General features: G+C 56.8%; 26 protein-coding genes. 9 read left to right on the top strand and 17 right to left on the bottom strand.

Annotated elements, in window-relative coordinates; translation table 11 throughout:
• Window positions 1-50 precede the first annotated feature (50 nt).
• The gene (locus tag HZ995_RS09050; protein ID WP_209355351.1) at window positions 51-2,360 is read right to left on the bottom strand and encodes a DNA topoisomerase IV subunit A; all 2,310 of its coding nucleotides are present in this window, start codon (window positions 2,358-2,360) and stop codon (window positions 51-53) included.
• 191 nt (window positions 2,361-2,551) lie between these two features.
• Here HZ995_RS09050 and HZ995_RS09045 point away from each other — a divergent pair, with 191 nt between their 5' ends.
• The 6 genes from HZ995_RS09045 (at window position 2,552) to HZ995_RS09020 (ending at window position 6,696) form a co-directional block, all read left to right on the top strand.
• On the top strand, window positions 2,552-3,085 hold the full coding sequence (locus tag HZ995_RS09045; RefSeq protein ID WP_209355350.1) for an SH3 domain-containing protein: 534 nt from the start codon (window positions 2,552-2,554) through the stop codon (window positions 3,083-3,085).
• Between the two features lie 55 nt (window positions 3,086-3,140).
• Complete coding sequence (locus HZ995_RS09040) at window positions 3,141-3,971, top strand: SDR family NAD(P)-dependent oxidoreductase (protein WP_209355349.1); 831 nt, start codon at window positions 3,141-3,143, stop codon at window positions 3,969-3,971.
• A 71-nt stretch (window positions 3,972-4,042) separates the two neighbouring features.
• Window positions 4,043-4,246, top strand: a complete 204-nt coding sequence (locus tag HZ995_RS09035; protein ID WP_209355348.1) for a twin transmembrane helix small protein — start codon at window positions 4,043-4,045, stop codon at window positions 4,244-4,246.
• Window positions 4,246-4,824, top strand: a complete 579-nt coding sequence (locus HZ995_RS09030) for a cob(I)yrinic acid a,c-diamide adenosyltransferase (protein ID WP_209355347.1) — start codon at window positions 4,246-4,248, stop codon at window positions 4,822-4,824. Before HZ995_RS09035 ends, HZ995_RS09030 begins: the two co-directional genes overlap by 1 nt.
• 184 nt (window positions 4,825-5,008) lie before the next feature.
• On the top strand, window positions 5,009-5,767 hold the full coding sequence (locus HZ995_RS09025; protein ID WP_209355346.1) for an electron transfer flavoprotein subunit beta/FixA family protein: 759 nt from the start codon (window positions 5,009-5,011) through the stop codon (window positions 5,765-5,767).
• Complete coding sequence (locus tag HZ995_RS09020; protein ID WP_209355345.1) at window positions 5,767-6,696, top strand: electron transfer flavoprotein subunit alpha/FixB family protein; 930 nt, start codon at window positions 5,767-5,769, stop codon at window positions 6,694-6,696. Before HZ995_RS09025 ends, HZ995_RS09020 begins: the two co-directional genes overlap by 1 nt.
• A 33-nt stretch (window positions 6,697-6,729) precedes the next feature.
• Here the strand turns inward: HZ995_RS09020 and HZ995_RS09015 are convergent, their stop codons facing one another.
• Window positions 6,730-7,575 carry a DUF6473 family protein gene (locus tag HZ995_RS09015; protein WP_209355344.1) on the bottom strand — a complete coding sequence of 282 codons (846 nt, stop codon included), beginning with the start codon at window positions 7,573-7,575 and terminating at the stop codon, window positions 6,730-6,732.
• Window positions 7,576-7,731: 156 nt separating this feature from the next.
• Between HZ995_RS09015 and HZ995_RS09010 the strand changes: the two genes are divergently transcribed.
• Complete coding sequence (locus HZ995_RS09010) at window positions 7,732-8,607, top strand: 3-hydroxybutyryl-CoA dehydrogenase (protein WP_209355343.1); 876 nt, start codon at window positions 7,732-7,734, stop codon at window positions 8,605-8,607.
• A 117-nt stretch (window positions 8,608-8,724) separates the two neighbouring features.
• Here the strand turns inward: HZ995_RS09010 and HZ995_RS09005 are convergent, their stop codons facing one another.
• The 7 genes from HZ995_RS09005 to HZ995_RS08975 are packed head-to-tail and all read right to left on the bottom strand — an operon-like array spanning window position 8,725 to window position 14,104.
• Entirely contained in the window at window positions 8,725-9,600 is an 876-nt protein-coding gene (locus tag HZ995_RS09005) for a lysophospholipid acyltransferase family protein (protein WP_209355342.1), read from the bottom strand.
• A 38-nt stretch (window positions 9,601-9,638) separates the two neighbouring features.
• The gene (locus HZ995_RS09000) at window positions 9,639-9,917 is read right to left on the bottom strand and encodes an HPr family phosphocarrier protein (RefSeq protein WP_209355341.1); all 279 of its coding nucleotides are present in this window, start codon (window positions 9,915-9,917) and stop codon (window positions 9,639-9,641) included.
• A 26-nt stretch (window positions 9,918-9,943) separates the two neighbouring features.
• Complete coding sequence (locus tag HZ995_RS08995) at window positions 9,944-10,336, bottom strand: PTS sugar transporter subunit IIA (protein WP_209355340.1); 393 nt, start codon at window positions 10,334-10,336, stop codon at window positions 9,944-9,946.
• A gap of 15 nt (window positions 10,337-10,351) precedes the next feature.
• Entirely contained in the window at window positions 10,352-11,251 is a 900-nt protein-coding gene (rapZ, locus tag HZ995_RS08990; RefSeq protein WP_209355339.1) for an RNase adapter RapZ, read from the bottom strand.
• Window positions 11,248-11,703 (bottom strand): HPr kinase/phosphorylase, encoded by a 456-nt coding sequence (locus HZ995_RS08985; protein ID WP_209355338.1) that lies wholly within the window; start codon window positions 11,701-11,703, stop codon window positions 11,248-11,250. Before HZ995_RS08985 ends, rapZ begins: the two co-directional genes overlap by 4 nt.
• Before the next feature lie 5 nt (window positions 11,704-11,708).
• Window positions 11,709-13,400, bottom strand: a complete 1,692-nt coding sequence (locus tag HZ995_RS08980; protein WP_209355337.1) for a sensor histidine kinase — start codon at window positions 13,398-13,400, stop codon at window positions 11,709-11,711.
• Complete coding sequence (locus tag HZ995_RS08975) at window positions 13,400-14,104, bottom strand: response regulator transcription factor (RefSeq protein ID WP_209355336.1); 705 nt, start codon at window positions 14,102-14,104, stop codon at window positions 13,400-13,402. The genes HZ995_RS08980 and HZ995_RS08975 overlap by 1 nt, the downstream gene beginning before the upstream one ends.
• Before the next feature lie 346 nt (window positions 14,105-14,450).
• On the opposite strand from HZ995_RS08975, the gene HZ995_RS08970 reads away from it, so the two are divergent.
• A complete protein-coding gene (locus HZ995_RS08970; protein WP_209355335.1) occupies window positions 14,451-16,049 on the top strand; it encodes a phosphoenolpyruvate carboxykinase in 1,599 nt (532 codons plus the stop codon).
• 156 nt (window positions 16,050-16,205) lie between these two features.
• Window positions 16,206-16,985 (top strand): HalD/BesD family halogenase, encoded by a 780-nt coding sequence (locus tag HZ995_RS08965; RefSeq protein WP_209355334.1) that lies wholly within the window; start codon window positions 16,206-16,208, stop codon window positions 16,983-16,985.
• Between the two features lie 62 nt (window positions 16,986-17,047).
• Here the strand turns inward: HZ995_RS08965 and HZ995_RS08960 are convergent, their stop codons facing one another.
• The 8 genes from HZ995_RS08960 to HZ995_RS08925 are packed head-to-tail and all read right to left on the bottom strand — an operon-like array spanning window position 17,048 to window position 23,131.
• Window positions 17,048-17,785: an ABC transporter permease gene (locus HZ995_RS08960; protein WP_209355333.1), complete on the bottom strand. Its 738-nt coding sequence runs from the start codon at window positions 17,783-17,785 to the stop codon at window positions 17,048-17,050.
• Window positions 17,782-18,435 (bottom strand): TenA family protein, encoded by a 654-nt coding sequence (locus tag HZ995_RS08955; RefSeq protein ID WP_209355332.1) that lies wholly within the window; start codon window positions 18,433-18,435, stop codon window positions 17,782-17,784. The genes HZ995_RS08960 and HZ995_RS08955 overlap by 4 nt, the downstream gene beginning before the upstream one ends.
• A 10-nt stretch (window positions 18,436-18,445) precedes the next feature.
• Window positions 18,446-19,174 (bottom strand): ABC transporter ATP-binding protein, encoded by a 729-nt coding sequence (locus HZ995_RS08950; protein ID WP_209355331.1) that lies wholly within the window; start codon window positions 19,172-19,174, stop codon window positions 18,446-18,448.
• Entirely contained in the window at window positions 19,171-19,839 is a 669-nt protein-coding gene (gene tenA / locus HZ995_RS08945) for a thiaminase II (protein WP_209355330.1), read from the bottom strand. The genes HZ995_RS08950 and tenA overlap by 4 nt, the downstream gene beginning before the upstream one ends.
• On the bottom strand, window positions 19,836-20,771 hold the full coding sequence (locus tag HZ995_RS08940) for an ABC transporter substrate-binding protein (RefSeq protein WP_209355329.1): 936 nt from the start codon (window positions 20,769-20,771) through the stop codon (window positions 19,836-19,838). Before HZ995_RS08940 ends, tenA begins: the two co-directional genes overlap by 4 nt.
• 16 nt (window positions 20,772-20,787) lie before the next feature.
• The gene (locus HZ995_RS08935) at window positions 20,788-21,786 is read right to left on the bottom strand and encodes a HesA/MoeB/ThiF family protein (RefSeq protein WP_245168626.1); all 999 of its coding nucleotides are present in this window, start codon (window positions 21,784-21,786) and stop codon (window positions 20,788-20,790) included.
• The gene (locus HZ995_RS08930; RefSeq protein ID WP_209355328.1) at window positions 21,765-22,361 is read right to left on the bottom strand and encodes a thiamine phosphate synthase; all 597 of its coding nucleotides are present in this window, start codon (window positions 22,359-22,361) and stop codon (window positions 21,765-21,767) included. Before HZ995_RS08930 ends, HZ995_RS08935 begins: the two co-directional genes overlap by 22 nt.
• Complete coding sequence (locus tag HZ995_RS08925; protein ID WP_209355327.1) at window positions 22,361-23,131, bottom strand: thiazole synthase; 771 nt, start codon at window positions 23,129-23,131, stop codon at window positions 22,361-22,363. Before HZ995_RS08925 ends, HZ995_RS08930 begins: the two co-directional genes overlap by 1 nt.
• Window positions 23,132-23,133 lie beyond the last annotated feature (2 nt).

Here is a 23,133-nt window from a genome sequence, read left to right as displayed (position 1 = left end):
AAACAAAAACCCGTAGGGCGGGCTTCAGCCCGCCTCTTCCGCAACGTCCCTCAATTGAACTTGTTATCCCGTGGGAATCCGCGCGGTGCCATACGGCCTGTCCCCGCGCGTTTACCCGTCCACTCCGCCAGTTCGACTTCGGTGCGTGTACGACCCGCCGGATCTTTCCAACTCAGGCCCTCAGACCGCGTGAAGGTCGCTGCATCCGACAAGCCGCCGTCCTTGTATTTCTGCAACCGGACACCCTTGCCGCGCGCCATGACGGGCAGCTCATCCAGATCAAACACCAGGACTTTGCGGTTTTCACCGACACAGGCGACAGAGTCCCCGTCGACCGGCTTACACACCAAGGCCTGCGACGGAGCCCGCACGTTCAGGACCTGCTTACCAGTCCGTGTTTGCGCGAGGATCTCGTTTTCTTCCACCACAAACCCATCGCCCGCCGTGGAGGCCACCAACAGCTTGCGATCCGGCTGATGCGCAAAGATATCAATGATATCCGCCTCGTTCGGCAGATCGACCATCAGACGCAGAGGTTCTCCCATCCCGCGGCCACCGGGCAGGTTCGCCGCAGACACGGTATAGAAGCGCCCGTTCGTGCCAAAGACCAAGAGCCGGTCCGTGGTTTCCGCGTGGAAGATGAATTTTGGCCCGTCGCCATCCTTGAACTTCAACTCTCGGGTCAGGTCGATATGGCCTGACATCGCCCGGATCCAGCCCATTTGGCTGCAAACCACCGTGATCGGCTCTTTGTCGATCATGGCTTCGATCGGCACTTCTTCGAAATCGCCGGCCTCGGCAAAGGCCGTACGACGCGCGCCACCTTCGAAATCCTTGCCGAATTTCTTCTTGGTCTCGCGCAGCTGTTCCGTGATGCGGCCCCATTGCAGGTCCTCAGAGGCCAACAGATCCTCAAGCCCCGCGCGCTCTTCCATCAAGGCATCGCGTTCCTTGACCAGTTCGATCTCTTCCAACCGACGCAAGCTGCGCAGGCGCATATTCAGGATCGCTTCTGCCTGAACCTCGCTCAGCTCACCCTCGTCTTTGGCAGGCAAAGGCGAGATGTAATCCGCCTCTGACGTCGCCCGCGCAAAAGCGCCACCCCAGGTTTCGGCCATCAAGGCCTCTTTGGGTTTGTCGTCAAAGCGGATGATGTCGATCACACGATCCAGATTGAGGAAAGCGATGATGAAACCTTCGAGCACCTCAAGACGGTGATCGATCTTCTCCATCCGGTGTTTAGAGCGCCGCCCCAATACCTCGCGCCGGTGATCAAGGAAGGCGCGCAGCACTTCCTTCATCGAACAAACCTTAGGCGTCACACCATCAATCAACACGTTCATATTGAGGCTAAAGCGCACCTCAAGATCGCTGTGTTTGAACATCGTGCCCATCAGGATATCGGGCTCTACGTTCTTGGATTTCGGCTCAAGGATCACGCGGATATCATCGGCGGATTCATCACGGATATCGGCGAGGATCGGAACCTTCTTGTTCTGAATCAGCTCGGCAATCTTTTCGATCAGCTTGGATTTCTGAACCTGATACGGGATCTCGGTGACGACGACCTGCCACTGACCACGCCCCAGATCCTCGACCTCCCACTTACAGCGCAGACGGAAGGACCCGCGCCCAGTGGAGTAAGCATTCGCGATGCTTTCCTTAGGCTCGACAATCTCGCCGCCGGTCGGGAAGTCTGGTCCCGGTACGTAGTTCAACAGCGTGTCGTCACGCGCATCTGGTGTTTTGATCAGGTGGATACAAGCATCCACTAGTTCCGCAATGTTGTGAGGCGGGATGTTTGTCGCCATGCCCACGGCAATGCCCGCAGCGCCATTGGCCAAGAGGCTCGGGAATTCCGCCGGAAGAACCACCGGCTCCGTCAGACGCCCATCGTAATTGTCACGGAAATCGACGGCGTTTTCATCGAGACCCTTCAGCATCGCCTCAGCGACAAAGGTCATCCGTGCCTCGGTGTAGCGCGAGGCCGCCGGGTTGTCTCCGTCAATGTTGCCGAAGTTGCCCTGCCCATCGACCAGTGGATAACGCACCGCGAAATCCTGCGCCAAACGCGCCATCGCGTCATAGATCGCCGCATCTCCATGCGGGTGGAAATCCCCCATGGTGTCGCCTGAAATCTTAGCTGACTTCAGAAACTTACCGTTTGAGGCCAGCTTCAAGCGGTTCATCGCATAGAGGATACGGCGATGCACCGGCTTCAGACCATCGCGCGCATCCGGCAAAGCCCGGTGCATAATCGTGCTGAGCGCATAGGTCAGATACCGATCGCCAATGGCCCGGTGTAGCGGTTCTGCAACTTCGTAGGATTCGAATTCGTCGTCGTCTAGGATTTCACTCATGTCACCGTGATATAGTGAGGATGGAATCGCGACAAGCGAGCTGTGGTCAACATAGCCCTTTTTTCTGCATCACGCGGAAAACGTCTAAAAGAACGGTCGCTCGCATCGGGGAAACCCGGGGACAATGCGCTGTATTCTCGAGCAGTCAGTAAGGCCAATTGGTGGGGGCTGAACTGCGTGGAGTAACGAGCGTGAGCCGTTTCATTTTTTTAAGTTTCGCCTTTCTTGGGTGGGCATTTTATGAAGTAAGTGGCGGTCCAGATTTTCAGCCACGCATCTCCGCAGTGATTGCGGCGACGCAAAACACGAGTCCAACGTCCTCGACGATAGGTGTCGAACAAGCCGCAATTCGTCTGCGCGAAAACAAGACCGAGACATCTGAGACTGGGTTGATCGTGACCCGCATGGCGATCGCAGATGAAACTGTTCCCGGACGCGGTATTACCAACTATACCATGTCTGCCACAGATGTTCCCAATGACCGGAAATTGGTGTTTAGCCTCTCCACGGCTGAACCGTCGCCGGAAATTCGTCGCATCAGAGCCGACAACGTGAACATGCGCACGGGTCCTGGAACTGAATTTGTCGTGGTAGACAATCTTGCGGTGGACACACGTGTTAAATTGCTCGACGGCTCGGTGCGCGGGTGGGTGAAACTCCGGTCTTTGGATTCTGGCCGTGTTGGGTGGGTCAAAAGACGGTTCCTTTCTGCGTTCACCAGCTAGTCATTGCGTAGGCTCCAGCTTGCTTGCATAAAACCTCAAGCGAGCGGAGGGGCATATGGCGCAGAAATCTATATTGATAACAGGCTGTTCATCTGGAATCGGCGCTGACGCGGCGCGCGGAATGCGCGAGGCGGGTTGGCGGGTCTTTGCCAGTTGCCGCAAACCCGACGACTGCGCGGCCTTGCAAGCCGAAGGCTTTGAAAGCCCGCTGATCGACTATGAGGACGAAGCCACCATCACCTCTGGCCTCGCCGAGGTCCTCACCGCGACCGGTGGCACATTGGACGCCCTCTTCAACAACGGCGCCTATGCAGTCCCGGGCGCGGTCGAAGACCTGCCTTCGGGCGCCCTGCGCGCCATCTATCAGGCCAATGTCATCGGCTGGCATGAACTGACGCGACAGGTCATCCCCGTCATGCGCGCGCAAGGCCATGGGCGCATTGTGAACAACTCCTCGGTCCTTGGATTGGTCGCCGCGCGCTGGCGTGGGGCCTATGTATCGTCCAAGTTTGCCCTAGAGGGCCTAACCGATGTGATGCGTCTGGAAATGCGCGACACGCCGATCCATTTCATCCTGATTGAACCTGGCCCCGTGACGTCGAAAATCCGCGTCAACTCGATCCCGCATTTTGAGAAATGGATCAACTGGGAGGGCTCTGCACGCGCCGAACACTATCGGCGTGGCCTTCTAAAGCGACTTTATGAGGATCGCGGCAAAGATGCGTTTGAACTGCCAGCCTCAGCCGTCACCGCGAAACTTTTGCGTGCGGTGACTGCAAAGAATCCGAAGCCACGCTACTATGTGACCACCCCAACCTATTTCATGGGGTTCCTGCGGCGCATTCTGCCAACGCGCGCATTGGACAACATCATCCGCAGGGTGTGACACAGAAAACCCTCGCAAATTACGCGCCACACTCTAAGTAAGGGGAAACCCGCCCGAACAGGAGCGCAGACATGCTGCAAGACCCTCTTTTTATCATCGCGGCCATCGCCTGTTTTGCGGTGCTGATCGTCCTTATGATCGGCGTCGGAGGCTTTGCCCGCGGCGGTGATTTCAACCGTAAATATGCCAACAAACTGATGCGTTTGCGTATCGCCGCGCAATTCGTGGCCGTGATCCTGATCCTTGTGTTTGTCTGGTTCGGAGGAGGCCGCTGATGGTTGTTCTTAGCAAAATCTACACCCGTACTGGGGACAAAGGCACCACTGCGCTCGGCAATGGCGACCGAGTTGCCAAACATGATGCGCGCGTCTCGGCATATGGCACGAGCGACGAATTGAACTCGCATGTTGGCGTCGCGCGTCTGCATGCAGATGGCACCATGGATAAGCGGCTGTCCCTAATCCAAAACGACCTCTTCGATCTGGGCGCAGACCTGTGCCGCCCGGACATGGCCAAAGACGCCGAGGCAGAATACCCACCCCTGCGCATGATCGAGGCTCAAGTCAAACGCCTTGAGGCCGAGATCGACGAGATGAATGCCGATCTGGAAACCCTGCGCAGCTTCATCCTGCCCGGTGGATCTGCGCTGGCGGCCTATTTGCATGTCTGCCGCACTGTCGCCCGCCGTGCCGAACGTTTGGCGACCGAACTTGCTCTTGAAAGCGACGTGAACACCCATGCCGTGACCTATCTCAATCGCCTGTCTGATTGGTTCTTCGTGGCCGCCCGCGTCGCAAATAACAACGGAAAAGACGATGTTTTGTGGGTGCCTGGCGCCACACGCGAGAGCTGACCAAAGGTCAGGTTCCTTTAGGAAATTCTTGCCCCTTTGGCGCAGAGATTCCTAAGAACGCGACGTTCCGGAATACAAACATGACGATTTTGCACTGTTTTGCGGTGCAGCATTTGAGTAAAACCGCCGAGAAAGAGTTTTCCGCGAGTCTTTTTGGCTCGTTAACCTAAGGAGTAAATCGCCCATGAAGGTCCTCGTACCTGTCAAGCGCGTGATCGACTATAACGTGAAAGTACGCGTCAAAGCGGACGGCAGCGGTGTAGATCTCGCCAACGTTAAGATGTCGATGAACCCTTTCGACGAGATTGCCGTCGAAGAGGCGATCCGTCTGAAAGAAGCAGGCAAGGCAGACGAAGTCGTGGCCGTGTCCATCGGTGTGAAACAAGCTCAGGAAACCCTGCGCACCGCCCTTGCAATGGGTGCTGATCGCGCGATCCTGGTTGTGGCCGCGGACGACGTACACCAAGACATCGAGCCTCTGGCCGTTGCCAAGATCCTCGCGAAAGTTGTCGAAGAAGAGCAGCCTGGTCTGGTCATCGCCGGCAAGCAAGCGATCGACAACGATATGAACGCAACTGGCCAGATGCTGTCTGCTCTGCTGGGCTGGTCCCAGGCGACCTTCGCGTCCGAGCTGGACATCGACGGCGACAGCGCGAAAGTCACCCGTGAAATCGACGGCGGCCTGCAGACCATCTCTGTGAAAATGCCTGCGATTGTCACCGCTGACCTGCGTCTGAACGAGCCACGTTACGCGTCTCTGCCAAACATCATGAAGGCCAAGAAAAAGCCTCTGGATGAGAAAACCGCAGCGGACTACGGCGTTGACGTGACCCCACGTTTGGAAATCGTCAAAACCTCTGAGCCAGAAGCGCGCTCTGCTGGAATCATCGTTGGCTCTGTGGATGAGCTGGTTGAGAAACTCAAAGAGGCGGGAGCTGTATAATGGCTGTTCTTGTACTTGCAGAAGTTGTTGGCGGCGAACTGGCCGTAGACGCAACCGCCAAAGCCGTCGCAGCAGCGGCGTCCCTGGGTGATGTTACCGTTCTTTGCGCAGGCGCATCCTGCGGTGGCGCAGCCGAAGCGGCTGGCAAAATCGACGGTGTTGCGAAAGTTCTTTGCGCAGACGATGCCTCTTATGGCAACGGTCTGGCGGAACCAATCGCGGCTCTGATCACCTCTATCGCAGGTGACTACAGCCACATCGCAGCGCCAGCGACCGCATCCGCGAAAAACATCCTGCCACGCGTCGCAGCTCTGCTCGACGTCATGGTGATCTCTGATGTGACCGCGGTTGTCGACGGCGACACGTTTGAACGCCCGATCTATGCGGGCAACGCGATCCAGACGGTCAAATCCTCTGACGCGACCAAAGTCTTCACCGTCCGTACCGCGTCGTTTGAAGCGGCTGGCGAAGGTGGCTCTGCTGGCGTCGAAGCGCTGGCTGCTGCTGAAAACCCAGGTCTGTCTGAGTGGGTTGAAGACAAGGTTGCCGAAAGCGATCGCCCAGAGCTGACAAGCGCTGGCGTTGTTGTGTCCGGTGGCCGTGGTGTTGGCTCGGAAGAAGACTTCGCCATCATCGAAGCGCTGGCTGACAAGCTGGGTGCTGCTGTTGGCGCGTCCCGTGCCGCAGTTGACTCTGGCTTTGCGCCAAACGACTGGCAGGTTGGTCAGACCGGCAAGGTTGTTGCTCCTGAGCTATATGTCGCTGTCGGCATCTCGGGCGCGATCCAGCACCTTGCGGGCATGAAAGACTCCAAGATCATCGTTGCGATCAACAAAGACGAAGAAGCACCGATCTTCCAGGTGGCTGACTTCGGTCTGGTGGCTGACCTCTTTGCAGCCGTTCCAGAGCTGACCGAGAAACTCGGCTAAGCGATCCGCGATACCATGATTTGGCAGGCCCCCTCAGAGGGGCCTGTTCTTTTTTGAAATCATGGGTTTCAAAGTTTCTACTAAAGCCTTGGCAGCCTCGGCATGGGCCATAGGGCCGAACATGTGCTGGGCCGCCGACCATTCCACCGGGCTGAAGTGTTTGCCCTTGCTGCCCTGTTCCAGTGCCTTCTTTGTGACGCGTACTTCGACGATCCCATCCACATGATCCCGCAACCGGTCGATCATGCCTTTATCCACAAACCACGGGTCTTTGCCCGGCAATATCTGAGACTCTTTGGGAGGGCGATGGTCAGAAAACCACAGAAGAACTTTCTTGCTCGGCAAAGCGTCCAGCAATTGCAGCATGCGCGCGCTCCAGGCGGTGCGCAGCTCTCCGGTGACAAAGGAAAACCGGTCGCTGGCCTGTGCCGCGATGTCCTGCAGCATATGGCGCGTGAAGTTATACTCGGTGAAGTCCACCTCGCGGAACACGGACTTCATCATCGAAGAGGCGGTTAGAAACCGATCATTGCGACGCGGATGCACGCGATAAAGCCGGTTGGACATATTCTGCGCGCCCATCAGCTGAATGACTGTGATTTCGGCACCTGCTGCAAGGGACAGCACTTCGGCCTCGTGGATAAAGGCATCCACGCCCGCGTTCATATAGCCAAGATTGACACAGGTCATCCCCAAGGCACGTTCGACAAGATCGGGAAAGGGATCTTGAATGAACTTCCCATAGGTTTCCGAGCCCCCCAGAAAGGCCACATAGCGCCCTGATAGGTCCTTCTTAGGCCCCCGAAACGAAATGCGAGACGTCCCGTAGCGCACGGGATCATAGTTTAGCGATCTTTGAACCGAATGATGAAACGACATATTACCCCCAATTTCTCACCCATCGGTCACTCTGCGTGATTCCTGTTAGCAATTTGCTAAGGGGACAATTCGACTCGGTTTTTTGACATCTCCGCCCCTTGCAGCCAGCTCTTGCCTATGCGTAAAGTCGCCTCACAGGCGAAGGGGTATTCCAGCATGAGTGTGGCATCAGTCGGCATCATTGGCGCAGGTCAGATGGGCAACGGGATTGCGCATGTGATGGCTTTGGCGGGCTATGATGTGGTGCTGAATGATATCTCCGCTGAGGCTCTTGAAGCCGCCGTAGCGCGGATCGACAAGAATATGGCACGTCAGGTGAGCCGTGATTTGATCACCGCCGACAATATGCAAAACGCTTTGGGTCGCATCAAAACCTCGCAAGACGTGGTTGAGGTCGGGCAGACCGATCTGGTCATCGAAGCCGCCACCGAGAACGAAGAAATCAAGTACAAGATCTTTGAAGGCTTGGTGCCGCATCTAAAGCCCGAGACTATTCTGACGTCCAACACCTCTTCGATTTCCATCACCCGCCTTGCAAGCCGCACAGACCGGCCTGAGAAATTCATGGGTTTCCATTTCATGAACCCGGTGCCTTTGATGAAGCTCGTCGAATTGATCCGAGGCATTGCGACCGATGATGCGACCTATCAGACCTGTCTGGGGATCGTAAACGCTCTGGATAAAACCGCAGCCTCCGCCGAAGATTTCCCGGCCTTTATCGTGAACCGCATTCTGATCCCGATGATCAACGAGGCCTGTTATACGCTTTATGAAGGCGTGGGCAACGTGGCCTCCATTGATGCGGCGATGAAGCTGGGTGCGAACCACCCGATGGGACCGCTGGAACTGGCGGATTTCATTGGCCTGGACACCTGTCTCGCCATCATGAATGTGCTTCACGACGGATTGGCCGACACTAAATACCGCCCGTGCCCTCTGTTGACGAAATACGTCGAGGCTGGGTGGTTGGGTCGTAAATCCAAGCGCGGGTTTTATGACTACCGTGGCGAGGTTCCGGTTCCGACACGTTAAGAGGGGCTTTGCCCCCTTGCCCTAAGGCCTGGGCGCCGCCCGTTCGACCCTCAAAAGCTCCTCGAGCTTTTGTATGACGGGTCTCACCCAAGAGTACTTAAAGCAAGATGAAACGGCTTATTTGCCGAGGCCAAGCGTATGGTCGCGCAGCCAGCTCATGAAACCGCGCGGGTTGCTGTGGAGCGGCTCCATTTCCTCGTCTGTTAGAACGGGACCGATGACCGGGCTTTGAGGCTTGTTGCAGGCTTTCACGATCTCATGCAGCAACAGGCCCTGTCGCAGAATCGCAGAGACCCGATTGGCGACCTGATACCAGCGCGAATTTGCACCCGGGAAGAAGATCGGCACAACCCGCGCGCCAGAGCGGCGAATGAGCTGCGCGGTAAAGACATTCCACTCTCGTTCAATGACAGGGCCAAAAGCTGTGTCGGACGACGACACAACGCCAGATGGGAAAAGGGCCACGACGCCGCCGTCTTTGAGGTAAGCCATAGCCGCCGCGCGCATCTCAACCATCTTGCGTTGCGCTTCCGGATCGTGAGGAAACGGCACCGGGATCATGAAAGAGGTCGCGGTTTCATCCAAGCCTGTCAAAACCGAGCGAGTCAGGATGCGGTAGTCTTCACGCACACGGCCGATCAGTTCCGCCAAGATCATCCCATCGACCATGCCATGCGGGTGGTTCGCAACCACGACAACGGGGCCTTCTTTGGGGATATTCGCCAGTTGCTCATTAGGCGTGGTCAGGTCGATGCCCATCACATCAAGAGCACCCTTCCAGAACCTTTGCCCGCGATGATTGCCGTTCTGACGTTCAAAGCGGCGCACCATGCGCAGGATGGTGATTTTGCCCGTGAACCACTCAATCACGCGGATCGCTGTGGACGTCCACGGATCATCAAAAGAGTTCGCATAGGTCAGCGTGCGACGGTCATAGACCTCGATGGTATTGTCGTCCGATGCGACTTTGATCTCAGAGGTCTTATCCAGCAAGCGTCCGTCCCCACACAGATCCAGCGGCCTATTGGCCGCTAGAACCCTTCTCCGAATTTGTCCGCGACCAAGGCTTCGATCGCATCTGCCAAGGCGAGTGCCTCAGGCCCATTAGTTTCCACGTCGATGGTGGTCCCCTTAGAGGCCGCCAGCATCAGAAGCCCCATAATACTGTCGCCCCCAGCACTCAAGCCATCTTTACTGACTTCGGCCGCGGCATCAAAGCCTTCGACCAGCTCGACCAGCTTCGCCGACGCGCGTGCGTGCAAGCCCTTTTCGTTGACAATCGTCAGTGTCCGAGAAGTTGCGTCCGCCATTCTGTCCCTTATAGTCGCCGCTTATTTTAGCCAGCTGACATATTCTTGCTGTCAATATACTTGCGCCCTGCCGCCAAAGCACGGTCCACTGCATCCGCCAGAGGCAACCGGCGGGATTTGGCCAGTTTGATCAACATAGGCAGATTCGCACCGTAAAGAATGCGTCGGTTCACGGGGCGACAGGCCTGCAGGCTAAGGTTGCTCGGAGACCCTCCGAACATGTCGGTCACCAGAACAACACCCTGCCCTTCGTCCACGGACTCCGCCGCATCGCAGATCTCGATCTGTTTGGCTGAACGATCATCCTCGGCCTGAATCGTAATCGCGCGGATGCCGGCCTGTTGACCAACCACATGTTCGATTGCTGCGAGATACTCTCTCGCCAATCCTCCATGCGCCACGATGACTATTCCAATCACGCTTTTGCTTCTCCGCTACAGGCCGGTTGCGGACTTGGAGTCGGGTGAGTGCGTCCGATCCAGTTCGCGATGCCTAATTGACACTTGCCAGTTATGCTCTGCAAGGGCCTGCGCCAGTTTTTCCGTCACAAAAACCGAACGGTGTTGCCCGCCGGTACACCCGATGGCGATGCAAAGGTGGGCTTTTCCCTCTTTTTGATAAGCAGGCAGGAGGAAAAGCGTGGTGTCAGTGAGTTTCTCAAAGAATTCATCAAAATGAGAATCCTGTGAAATATATTCGCCGACGGCTGAGTCGCGTCCGTTCAGTGCCCTCAGGGTTTCGTCCCAATATGGGTTCTTGAGGAACCGACAGTCATGCACAAGATCTGCGCCCTGAGGCAAGCCGCGCTTGTAGCTGAAACTGGTCAACGTCACTGCTAGAGGCATCTTGCCATGCGCTGCAAAGCGCGCCTCAAGACGTTCGCGCAACCCATGAACTGACAGTTCAGATGTGTCGATCAGTGTATCCGCGCGGCCCCGGATCGGAGACAAAAGATCACATTCCCGGTCGATCCCAACGATGGCTTCTTCTTGTGGGGCCAAGGGGTGGCGGCGTCGGGTTTCACTGTAGCGGCGCTGCAATACGAACCGCGCACAGTCTAGGTAAAGGAGCTCCGGGTCATGTTCCTCGAGTTGGTCGAGCAAATCCAAAAGCGCTTGAGTCGAGAAATCACGATTTCGGGTATCAAGACATAGGGCCAGCGGGCGCGTAAGTTTTTGCCCAGCCAGCAATGGCGTCACCCAGCGGATCGGCAAATTGTCTATGGTTTCAAAGCCGAGGTCCTCAAGCACCTTGATCGCAGAAGATCGACCAGCGCCCGACGGCCCTGTGACAAGCACAACGCGATGCGGAGTTTTGGTGAAGTTCAGGGTCATAGATGACCTCGCCCAGCCTTGAGAAACTGCAGGATTGCAGGTGCAAAATGTGGATACGGAACTCGGTACAACAAGGGTACTGTGACCCCAAATCGCGTAAATGTGTAGTGTTTTGGCAGTCTCGTCGTTTCTTCTTTGTCTAAATCAATGGCCAAAGCAAGGGGCATGGGCCCTTTGGGCGTTGCCCTTAGGATACCAACGCCCCGCGCTTCTATGAAGCCGGCGATGGTCTTCACTGCGTCCGCCTCAAGGTGATCCGCTCGTAATGTTAGCTGCGTACGGTCATCTGAAACCAGCTCTGCGCCGCGGCTCATGAGGTCCAAGGCCAGCGCGGATTTTCCAGCGCTGGAGGCGCCGAGGATCAAAACGGCCTTGCCATGGGCGGCAACGCAGCTGGCGTGAAGAATGGTTTGAGGCAAAGGCCCGGCGTCGGAAAGATCGTCACCGGGCATGAAGTTTAGACGGGTAGACCGACAACAAAACGTGCGCCCAAAGGCTCTGACGTAATATCGGCGTCGGTTGGGCGAATATTTTCAGCCCAGATCACGCCACCATGCGCCTCGACGATTTGCTTGGAAATCGCCAGACCGAGGCCAGAGTTATTTCCGAAATCATCGGCCGGACGTTGCGAATAGAAGCGATTAAAGATCTTACCCAGCGCTTCCTCTGGAATACCCGGCCCCGTGTCTTCGACAACAACCAACACGCGGTTCTGACGTTGGCGTGCCCAGACCCGGATCGCGTCGCCGTCTTCGCAGAAGCTGATGGCATTGGTGATCAGATTGACAAACACCTGCGCCAAGCGCGCCTCTAGCCCGTTGATTTCAATAGGTTCACGCGGAAGATCAGAAATAAAGTCGATGCCTTTTCCCTTGGCATCCTCTCCCAGATATTGACCAAGATTGTCGATCATTTCGAGCAGATTAAAGGCTTCTTCTTCTTCCTTAACCAACTCTGCATCCAGACGAGACGCATTGGAAATATCGCTGACCAGACGATCCAAACGGCGCACGTCGTGGTCGATCACATTCAACAGTTTCTCGCGATGGTCATCGCGTTTCACCATACGCAATGAGCCAACGGCAGAGCGTAGGCTCGCCAGAGGGTTCTTGATCTCGTGGGCGACATCGGCTGCGAATTGTTCGTTGCCATCGATCCGCTCGTAAAGCGCACTCACCATGCCACGCAAAGCACCACTCAGGCGGCCAATTTCATCAGGGCGCGCTGTCAGATCTGGTATACGCACGCGACCCGGATTGGCCTTTTTGCGCGCGTCTTTGTCACGACCAATCTCGGCTGCGGCGGCCAAATCGCTGATCGGGTTAGAGATCGTAGAGGCCAGAACCATGGAAAGGCCAATTGAAACCAACGTCGCAATCAGGAACATCTGCAACACCAGTTCGCGCTGGCCACGCACGATCTGATCCACTTCGCCAACGGCGCTGGTCATGACGACCGTGCCCAATTCAGTCCCGTTTTGTTGCAAAAGGGCTGAGGCCGCATAAACGCTTTCGCCGTTATCTGCGGTCAGGGTCGCCAGAGCATTTCCGCTTTCGGCAAATGAAATTGCCAGCTCGTCTAGGTTTGAGGCTGTGGCAAGCGCCGCATCGTCGCCAGCGACCTGCGCCCAAACCCAGGCAATCGCGTCGGTCAAGGGGGTCGCTGGGGCATCATCACTGGCGACACCCATAGGTCCTTCTTTCGCAGCGATCAGATTGCCGGATGTATCCACCACAAAGACTTGTACACCCGCGCGCAGGTCCATTTTGTCGAGCGTTCCGGCCACATCAACGCCATCCCCAGTCACCAGATTGACTGGCGCGCCAGAGGGCATTTGAACCTGCAATGCTCCGGATATCAAAGAGGCACCGCTGGCGAGGCTCGCCTTGCGTTCTTCAACGAAATTGTCGCGCGCAGAATTCAGATACAGAACGCCCGCAAGCAGCATCACCAAGGCGATCAGATTAAACGTGATGATTTTGCGCGTCAGCGGCGAGCGGCTCAACGGCAGAATACGCCGACGCTCACGACGTCCGCGCATTTCCTTTTCGACCGTTGCTTCAGGGGCCACCCAGTCGTCCCCGAGAACGACTTCCCCCTCGCGACCTTGCGACATGCGTCCCACGCTTATCTGTTCGGCGAGTGCCATTACTCTTCGTTGTATCTATAGCCGATGCCGTAGAGCGTCTCAATTGCAGAGAACTCTGAGTCGGCCATGCGCATCTTTTTGCGAAGACGTTTGATGTGACTGTCGATGGTACGATCGTCGACATAGACCTGATCGTCATAGGCCACATCCATCAGCTGGTCGCGGGATTTCACAAAGCCCGGGCGTTGCGCCAATGCTTGCAACAACAGGAATTCAGTGACCGTCAACGTCACGTCCTGACCCTTCCAGGTTACCGCATGACGTAGTGGATCCATCGTCAACTCTCCGCGCTGGAGAACCTTGGTCTCTTCGGTCTCTGCCGCAGGCACAACGCCGTTCTCTGCATCCTGACGACGCAAAAGTGTACGGATACGTTCGACCAACAGACGTTGACTGAAAGGCTTTTTGACATAGTCGTCTGCGCCCATGCGCAAACCCAGCACCTCGTCGATCTCATCATCCTTGGACGTGAGGAAGATCACAGGCATCGTGGTTTTCTGGCGCAAGCGTTGCAACAGATCCATACCATCCATGCGCGGCATTTTAATGTCGAGCACCGCCATGTCGGGCAATTTGCGATTAAAGGCGTCCAGCGCTTGCTGGCCGTCATTGTATGTTTCGACCTCAAAGCCTTCTGCTTCAAGAGTCATGGATACCGACGTCAGGATATTCCTGTCGTCGTCCACCAAGGCAATCTTGGACATCGGATTATTCCTTATACTGCTCTTTGTGCCTATTTTTTTCCTTATTATGGGCCTTTTTTTGCCAATCAATCAATCCCAAACAGCGAATCACCCCTTCGGGGACACTATTTTTTGCGAAATGTGTTAATCTGGCGCTAATGGTTTCCGATGATTTCCGAATGTTTCAATGCGTTTGCGATAACATTGCATTGATTGCGCTAACTACCCGTTTGTGACCTGTTCATCCCCTAAAACGCCATGATAAGAGCTTTCTGCGGCTGCTAAATACGCGCTCTCAGAAGCGGCTATTTAACGGCCCGCGCTTTACTTTAATCCCCGCATCGCTTGCGGAAACAGGAGCTGAAAGATGACATTTGGACGGGTAAACCCGCAATTCCGCCTCGAAGATCAAGGGATCGAAGGTCTGGGGAATGTCTATTATAACTATCTGGAACCAGCCCTGATCGAATCCGCACTCGCGCGCGACGAAGGTACGCTGGGCCAAGGTGGCGCATTCCTCACCACCACTGGCAAATACACGGGCCGGTCTCCTAAAGACAAATTCGTGGTCAAAACGCCAAGCGTAGAAGACACCATCTGGTGGGACAACAACGCGCCGATGGATCCGGCCGGATTTGATGCGCTCTACGAAGACATGCTCGCCCATATGAAGGGCAAAGAGTACTTCGTTCAAGATCTCGTCGGTGGTGCAGACCCGCGCCATTCGATCAATGTCCGCATGGTGACAGAGCTAGCCTGGCACGGTTTGTTCATCCGCACCATGCTGCGCCGCCCAGATGCCGAAGACTTGCAAGACTTTACCGCGGATTTCACCGTGATCAACTGCCCGAGCTTCCAGGCCGATCCAGCCAAGCACGGATGCCGCACAGAAACCGTGATTGCGATGAACTTTGATCGCAAGCTGATCCTGATCGGTGGCACGGAATATGCGGGTGAGAATAAGAAATCCGTCTTTACCCTGCTGAACTACCTATTGCCTGAAAAAGGCATCATGCCGATGCACTGCTCTGCCAACCACGCGAAAAACAATCCAGTGGATGCCGCGGTCTTCTTTGGCCTGTCTGGCACCGGCAAGACAACGCTTTCTGCAGATCCGGATCGCGTACTGATTGGCGATGACGAGCACGGATGGTCTGATCAGGGCACCTTCAACTTCGAGGGTGGATGCTATGCAAAAACCATCAACCTGTCTGAAGAAGCAGAGCCAGAGATCTACGCGACCACCTCCAAATTTGGCACCGTGATCGAAAACATGGTGTTTGATCCAGACACCAAAGAGTTGGATTTCAACGACGACAGCCTGACCGCGAATATGCGCTGCGCCTACCCGCTGCACTATATCTCCAACGCGTCGGAATCTGCGATGGGTGGCCATCCGAAAAACATCATCATGCTGACATGTGATGCCTTCGGTGTTCTGCCTCCAATCGCGCGTTTGACTCCGGCACAGGCGATGTATCACTTCCTGTCGGGTTTCACCTCCAAAGTGGCCGGAACCGAGCGTGGCGTGACCGAACCGGAACCCACCTTCTCGACCTGCTTTGGCGCGCCCTTCATGCCGCGTCGCCCCGAAGTCTACGGCAACCTGCTGCGTGAAAAGATCGCCCGGCATGGCGCGACCTGCTGGCTGGTCAACACCGGCTGGACCGGCGGAGCCTATGGCACTGGCTCCCGTATGCCAATCCGCGCAACCCGTGCGCTTTTGACTGCGGCTCTGGATGGCTCTCTGGCCAATGCCGAGTTCCGCAAGGACGCGAACTTTGGGTTTGATGTGCCTGTGCAGGTTCAAGGTGTCGCAGAACTACTGCTTGATCCGCGCCGGACGTGGGACGACAAATCGGCCTATGATGCCCAAGCTGCTAAACTGGTACAAATGTTCAGCGACAACTTTGAACAATACCTGCCTTACATCGACAGCGACGTGAAAGCAGCCGCGATCGGCTAAGCACAGCGCTCTTTGCGAAAGTTTTCGGGCCGGACTCTGCGCAAGAGGCCGGCCCGTTTGCTTTCATCGAAATCGTCCCATCGTGCCGCAATTAGACGTGATTTGCTGGGGAACACGTGCAAGTCTGACATCACTACACAAGTCAGGAGGCAAGCCATGTCCATAGAAGAGATCGTTCAAACGGCCGAATACCCGCTCGCAGCTCCGTCCTTCTTAGACCGATGCAAAGAGGCTTTGGACAGCGCGGGCGTGCTTGTTCTCCCAGACTTCATCACTTCGTCGGCATTGGAAGCTATGCAGAATGAGGCCAAGCAAGGCCAATCCAAAGCCTACTTCTGCACACAGAGCCATTCGGTCTACCTGACTCCTGAAAATCCTGCGTTTGACAAGGATCACCCAGCGAACCGTCACGTCGTCTCATCAAAGGGCTGCATCTGCGATGATGTCGTGGCTGCAGACTCTCCCCTGCGCACGATTTACGATGCACCGCTGTTTCGTGACTTCGTCAAGCATGTCACCGGAGAATCCGCGCTGCATCCCTATGCGGACGGCTTGTCCTCAATAAATATCCACTACGCGGAAAGGGGTCAGGAATTGGGCTGGCATTTTGACAACTCTTCTTTCGCCATCACCCTTCTGATCCAGAAACCCGACGCCGGCAGCGATTTTGAATACATCAAAGACCTGCGTGACGCAGACGTCGGAGAGATGAACTACGACGGCGTCGCCGCACTTCTGGATGGCAAGACCGCACCCAAAGTCCTCAATATGGATCCCGGCACGTTGGTGCTATTCCGCGGTCGCAATTCCATCCATCGCGTGTCCCCAAACGAAAGCGACAAAACGCGCATGTTGGCCGTGCTCGCATATAACTCCGAACCCGGCATAGAGCTCTCCGAAAGCGCGCGCATGACGTTCTATGGCCGCCTAAGCTGACCACTTTCTCTTGCTAGAAATATCCTGGGTGAATTGGCGCAGCCTAGGGGGCAAAGCCCCACTTAAGCGGGACGATCCAACACCTTACGACAGAATTGATCCACCGCCGCGTGCAAACACAGTGTCAGCACGGCCAAGACAATCAGAGACGCAAACATCAAATCAATCTTGGCACGCCCATTGGCCAACAACATCAGATAGCCAAGCCCTTTGCTGGCCCCAACCCACTCGCCGATAATTGCCCCAATCGGCGCATAGACCGCCGCCAACCTCAGCCCCGAGGCAAACCCCGGCAGCGCCGATGGGATCCGAATATGCCACATCACGCGAAACGGTGTCGCGCCCATCACACGCGCCAATCCCAGCCAGTCCTTGTTCGTACGCATCAGCGCGTCAAAAAATGACGAGGTTACCGGAAAATAAATAATGATCAGAGCCATCGCGACCTTGGACCAAAGCCCATAGCCCAGCCAGAGCGTCAGGATCGGCGCCAAAGCAAAGACCGGAACCGCCTGACTAAAGACCAGCATCGGCCGTACCAAGGCCCGCGCCATCGGCGACGCTGCTAGGCCTATGGCAGAAAGCCCTCCGAGGATCGCCCCTAGCACCAGACCAACAAGCACCTCACTTAACGTCACCAGAGCGTTTTCAGCTATCAGCGCGCGGCTTTTCCAAAGAGTTTCCGCCACCAAACCGGGGCTCGGCAAAATAAACTTCGGCAGGTCGAAGGTCCAGACCACGGCCTGCCAGATCGCCAAACCCAAAACTGTCGAAGCTATGCCGGCCTGCCAAGGTTTCATGTCGCGACCTCAAAACCGGCCCAGGCCGCGTCAAAAAACGCGCGCTCACAGGCCACAGCCGCAGTAAACATCTCGACAACATCAGACTTTGCGGCGGCGTCCAGACCGTCCCAGACCTGATCCAATTGCCCGCGCAGATAGGCCACGACACCTTCAAAGCCTGCACCGCAATGCAACGTAATCCATTCACCGAAATAGAATGGCAGCGCGTCTGCGCGATCTTCAAAGGGGCGCGCCCACTCCAGATAGACCCACTCTGCCACGACCAAAACCGAGAGCATCACCTCATAGCGACCAGACCGTGCCGCCTTGCGCATCAGGGTCTGAAACGCGACGGTTTCTTCAGTGGCTAGCGCGTCGCTTTGGGCGTCCAACGCCTCAAAGCTGCGCAGAAAGTAGGTGTTTTCTGGCCCAGAGATCACGCCCATGAATTGCGCCGCGGGGATGGCATCCGGCAAGGTCGGCGCATGCGCAATGGCTGACGCCAGAAGCCGGACGAAATCCTCAATGAACAGATAGTCCTGCTGCAGATACCCGACCATTTTTTCCAGGTCCAAACTGCCATCGGCCAGAGCGTCGGTAAACGCATGGGTCGTGGCCGCGGTCCAGTCACTCTGGCATTGCTCTTTAAGGTAGTCGGTCGCGCGCATTTGGGTCTCTTTAGTCAGGGGTTTCAGCACAGAGCAAAGCAAGCATATCGCCCTGCGCGCGCAGCACGTCAGGATCAGTTGCAGCACGGGGTGCGTCGCTTTGTGGAGGGGTAATTGCTTGGGTGTTCTCTTCGGTCATCAAAATGATCTGATGGCCCAATCGCGCGGCTTCGGCAGGGTCATGGGTCACCAAAAGCACAGTGCGGCCCGCGAGAAGCTCGCACGCCAGGTCCTGCATTTGCGCCCGTGTCTTGGCATCGAGCGCAGAGAAAGGTTCGTCCAGCAATACAATCGGACGATCCTCCATCAAGGTGCGCGCCAGCGCGACGCGTTGACGTTGCCCGCCGGAAAGCTCAGCAGGTTTTTGACCCGCCTTTTCTGACAATCCGACACGCGCAAGCACGTCCAAAGCACGCATTGTGTCAGGCTTATCGCCCCGCAAACGCGCGCCGAGCAGGACGTTTTCAAGGGCCGTCAGCCAGGGCATCAACAGATCATCCTGCGCCATCAGGGCGACAGATCCATCCAGATCCATCCCCTCAGCGCCCAATTGCCCTGTAAAGTCCACCTGATCCGCCAGCCCAGCAAAAAGCTTCAAGATCGTGGATTTCCCAACCCCGCTAGAGCCCAGCAAACAGGTCCATCGCCCCGCCGCGACCTTTAGATCTAGCCCCGTGAACACAGGCGTGTCCTCAAAAGAAGCCGATCCGGAAAGATAAAGCGCCGGGGCCTTGCTCATGGGTTCAACCCCATATCCCAAAAACTGACCTCAAGCTTGGTCGCCATGGTGAAATGCTGGCAAAGCCGAGCCCAGCGCGGGCTTTGTTCTGGGTTGTCGCCCAGACGCCGCGCCACGGCGGCATCAATCAAAGCACCGACCTCTTTGCAAACGCCCTGATAGTCCTCAGCCCCATAGGTGCCGATCCATTCGGCATAATCAGGCGCATGATCCTTAATCAACCGCGCGCCAATCTCGCCATAGCCCATCACACAGGGCGCAAGGGCAGCCATCAGATCAAGGAGATCTCCGGAATGACCTGCATCCAGCACGTAGCGTGTATAGGCGAGGTTTTCGGGACGTTCTTCTGCTGCGAAGAGCTCTTCTTCCGAAATCCCAGCCTCAGCACAGGTCTTGATATGCAACGCGATCTCTTCGTTGATCAGCGCGTTGACCGTGCCTGCACACAACCGCATTTCCTCGGGCGTTTCAGCCTTGGTGATCGCCAAGGCCCAGGCACGTGAGAAATGGATCAGAAAGACGTAATCCTGCACCAGATAATGCAAAAACGCCTCGCGGGGCAGCGAGCCGTCCTTCAGCCCACGCACAAAGGCGTGGTCGGTGTAGGCGGGCCAAGACTGACCCGCCGCCTCACGCCATTTTGGGAAAATGACGCCGTAGCTCATTCTGCACCCAGATCGACTGCCAGATCGGCAACCGGACGCGTGCCTTCAACCAAACCAGAGGCTGCCAAGAACGCCTCAAAACGGGTGTAGCGACCTTCATCCAGCGCCTCTGGACGCAGCGCGAACCGTGGCAATGTATCGACCCAAGCCATTGCGTTCAGACGATCCTGCAGTTCAGGTGATGTGCCGGAGAAGATCTCCCAGGATTTCTCTGGGTTGTTGACGATGTATTGCGTCGCCAGTTCAGTCGCGCGCAGGAAACGGCGGGTCATGTCAGCGTCCATGGTCGCTGGGTTCGCGACATAGATCAGCTCGTCATAGGTCGGAACGCCCTCTTCTTCGATGTAGAAACACTTGCCGGGCACCTCTTCGATTTCCATCTGGTTCAGCTCAAAGTTCCGGTAGGCGCCGATTACCGCGTCCACTTGGCCGGACATCAGGGATGGCGACAGAGACCAGTTCACATTAACCAGTTCCACTTCGTCAAAACCAACGCCGTATTTCTCAAGGATCGCGACCAGCAAAGCTTCTTCAACGCCTGCGACCGAGAAGCCGATCTTGCCGCCTTTGAGGTCTGCGGGCGTTTTGATCGGGCCGTCTTCAAGCACCAAGAGGCAATTCAAAGGCGTCGCGACCAACGTGCCAACCCGCTTAAGAGGCAAGCCTTCGGCCACCTGCAAGTGTAGCTGCGGCTGATAGGAAATCGCGAGGTCTGCTTTGCCAGCGGCCACCAGTTTTGGTGGATCCGCTGGGTCTGCAGGCGCGATCACTTCGACCTCAAGGCCTTGGTCCGCGAAATAGCCCAGCTCCTGCGCGACAATGATCGGGCCGTGGTCGGGGTTCACAAACCAATCGAGCAAAAGTGTCATCTTGTCGGCGGCGAAAGCAGGCGTCGCGGTCAGAAAGGCCGCTGCCATCAAGAGTTTCTTCATGAATTCTATCTCCTAGTTAATCTACAGCACCGCCGCCCAGAGCGACTAGCGCGATGTTCTCATGTCCGTGTTTGGTTAAAGCGTCTGCGGCCTTCCAAGCCCGTTGACCCGAGCGGCAGGCCAGCACAATCCGCGCGCCCTCAGCCGTCGCGGAGGTTCCGTTTTCGGCCAGTTCGGCAACAGTGCGGCGTTCGGTTAGGGGGATAGCCGGGCCGTCTTCGTCCTCGGCACGCAGGTCGATGACGTGATCAATCGGGCTGATCTCTTGTGCGCCAATAAAGCGGTAGCCGACCTCGGGTTCTGGTGCCCCATCAAAGCGGAACTGGCTAAAGCGCAGGCTCAGCGCGTCATATCGGACGAGCTGACCTAGCGGGCTTGGCTGGGCTTTGGTCAAAACCGCAAGCGCCATCTGCGCCTGTAGGCTGCCGATGACGCCTACTGACGGGCCAAGCACCCCATCCGTGTCGCAACTGCCCAGCGTCTCCGGCAAATCAGGGAACAGCGCCCGCAAACTTGGCGTGCCCGCGCAGAAACCACCCGCATAGCCTTCGGTCCCCACAACCGAGGCACTGATCAGAGGCAGGCCTGCTTCAAGGCAATAATCACTGGCCCCATAGCTCGCGGCGAAACTGTCGGCGCAATCGAGAACGAGGTCTACGTCCTGACACAGCATTCGCGCCAAAGTCGGATCAAATCGCGCTTTCACCGCATCAATCTCGACCTCGGAATTCAGAGATCCCATATGCGCCGCAACCGCCGTCACCTTAGGCGCGCCAATGTCGTCCTCGCGAAACAACGTCTGCCGGTGCAGGTTGCTGAGGTCCACGCGATCTGGATCCACCAGCCGGATGAACCCAACGCCAGCACCAACCAAATACTGCATTACCGGAGCCGCCAACCCGCCAGCGCCAATCACAAGCACGCGTGCTTTGCGCAGGGCAGCTGTGCCTTTAGGCCCAAAGCTGGGCACCGCAGATTGACGCGCATAGCGGCTCATGGGCAGACCTCGAGCCATGCTTTGATCCGCGCTTCGGGATCCTCGTTCAGCGTAATGTCGGTGACCGCAGACACGATATCGGCCCCCGCCTCAAACGCGCCCGTTGCACGCTCGACCGACATGCCGCCAATGGCGACCAAAGGCACATCACCGACCAAATCTTTCCACTCGGAGACCTTGCCCAGCCCCTGCTGATGCCATTTCATCTTTTTCAGAATGGTCGGATAGACAGGCCCCAACGCCACATAATCCGGCTCCTGCGCCAAAGCGCGTGCGAGCTCTGGACCGTCGTGCGTGGACAGCCCGAGTTTCAGACCCGCCGCTTTGATCGCGCCGACGTCTGCGTCATCCAGATCCTCTTGGCCCAGATGCACCCAGTCGCACTTAAGCTCGATCGCAAGCTGCCAATAGTCATTGATCACCAAGGCACAGTCGTGCGCGCGACAGATCTCTTGCGCTTCAAGGATCTGCGCTCGGATCACATTTTCAGGCTGATCCTTGATCCGCAGTTGCACCAGTTTGATGCCCAAAGGTACCAGCCGTTTGATCCAGGCCACATCGTCAAAGATCGGGTAAAACGCAGGCAAGCCCATCACAAAAACGCCTTTCCCAGGACCGGCGTCGAGGGAGCCGCCATATCTCGTGGCTCCATCGGGTCCGCTGCGGCAGCCATTGCCCCAGCCTCCACCGCCAACGCAAACCCTTCGGCCATCGCCGCAGGGTCTCCGGCCTTAGCAACGGCGGTGTTCAAAAGCACCGCGTCATAGCCCATCTCGATGGCTTGAGCGGCCTGACTCGGCACGCCGAGGCCTGCATCCACCACCAAGGGCACGTCGGGATAATGAGACCGCAGGGAGCGCAGACCATAGACATTATTCAAGCCAAGCCCCGTGCCAATCGGCGCGCCCCAGGGCATCAGAACCTCGCAGCCCGCATCGAGCAGCTTGTCACAGAGCACGAGATCCTCGGTGCAATAGGGAAAGACCTGGAACCCGTCCTCCGTCAGGATCCGCGCGGCCTCCACCAGACCAAAAGGGTCAGGCTGCAACGTATCCGCATGGCCGATGACCTCGAGTTTGATCCATTTCGTGTCAAACAGCTCGCGCGCCATATGGGCGGTGGTGACGGCCTCGCGCACGGAATGGCATCCGGCGGTATTAGGCAAGAGCGCGACATTCAGCTCTTTGATCAGCTCCCAAAAGGCCTGCCCCGCCTGATCCTCACCCGCCTCGCGACGCACAGAAACCGTCGCAATGCCTGCACGCGACCGCCGAAACGCATCCGCCAAAATCGCAGGCGAGGGATATTGCGCGGTGCCGAGCATCAGGCGCGAGGCGATCTCTGTTCCGTAAAAGACTGGCATTC

Origin of the sequence: Cognatishimia activa, assembly GCF_017798205.1 — a bacterium.
Taxonomy (GTDB): domain Bacteria; phylum Pseudomonadota; class Alphaproteobacteria; order Rhodobacterales; family Rhodobacteraceae; genus Cognatishimia; species Cognatishimia activa_A.
Note: the sequence above shows the minus strand (reverse complement) of the source record. Positions and strands in the feature narration are given on the sequence as shown.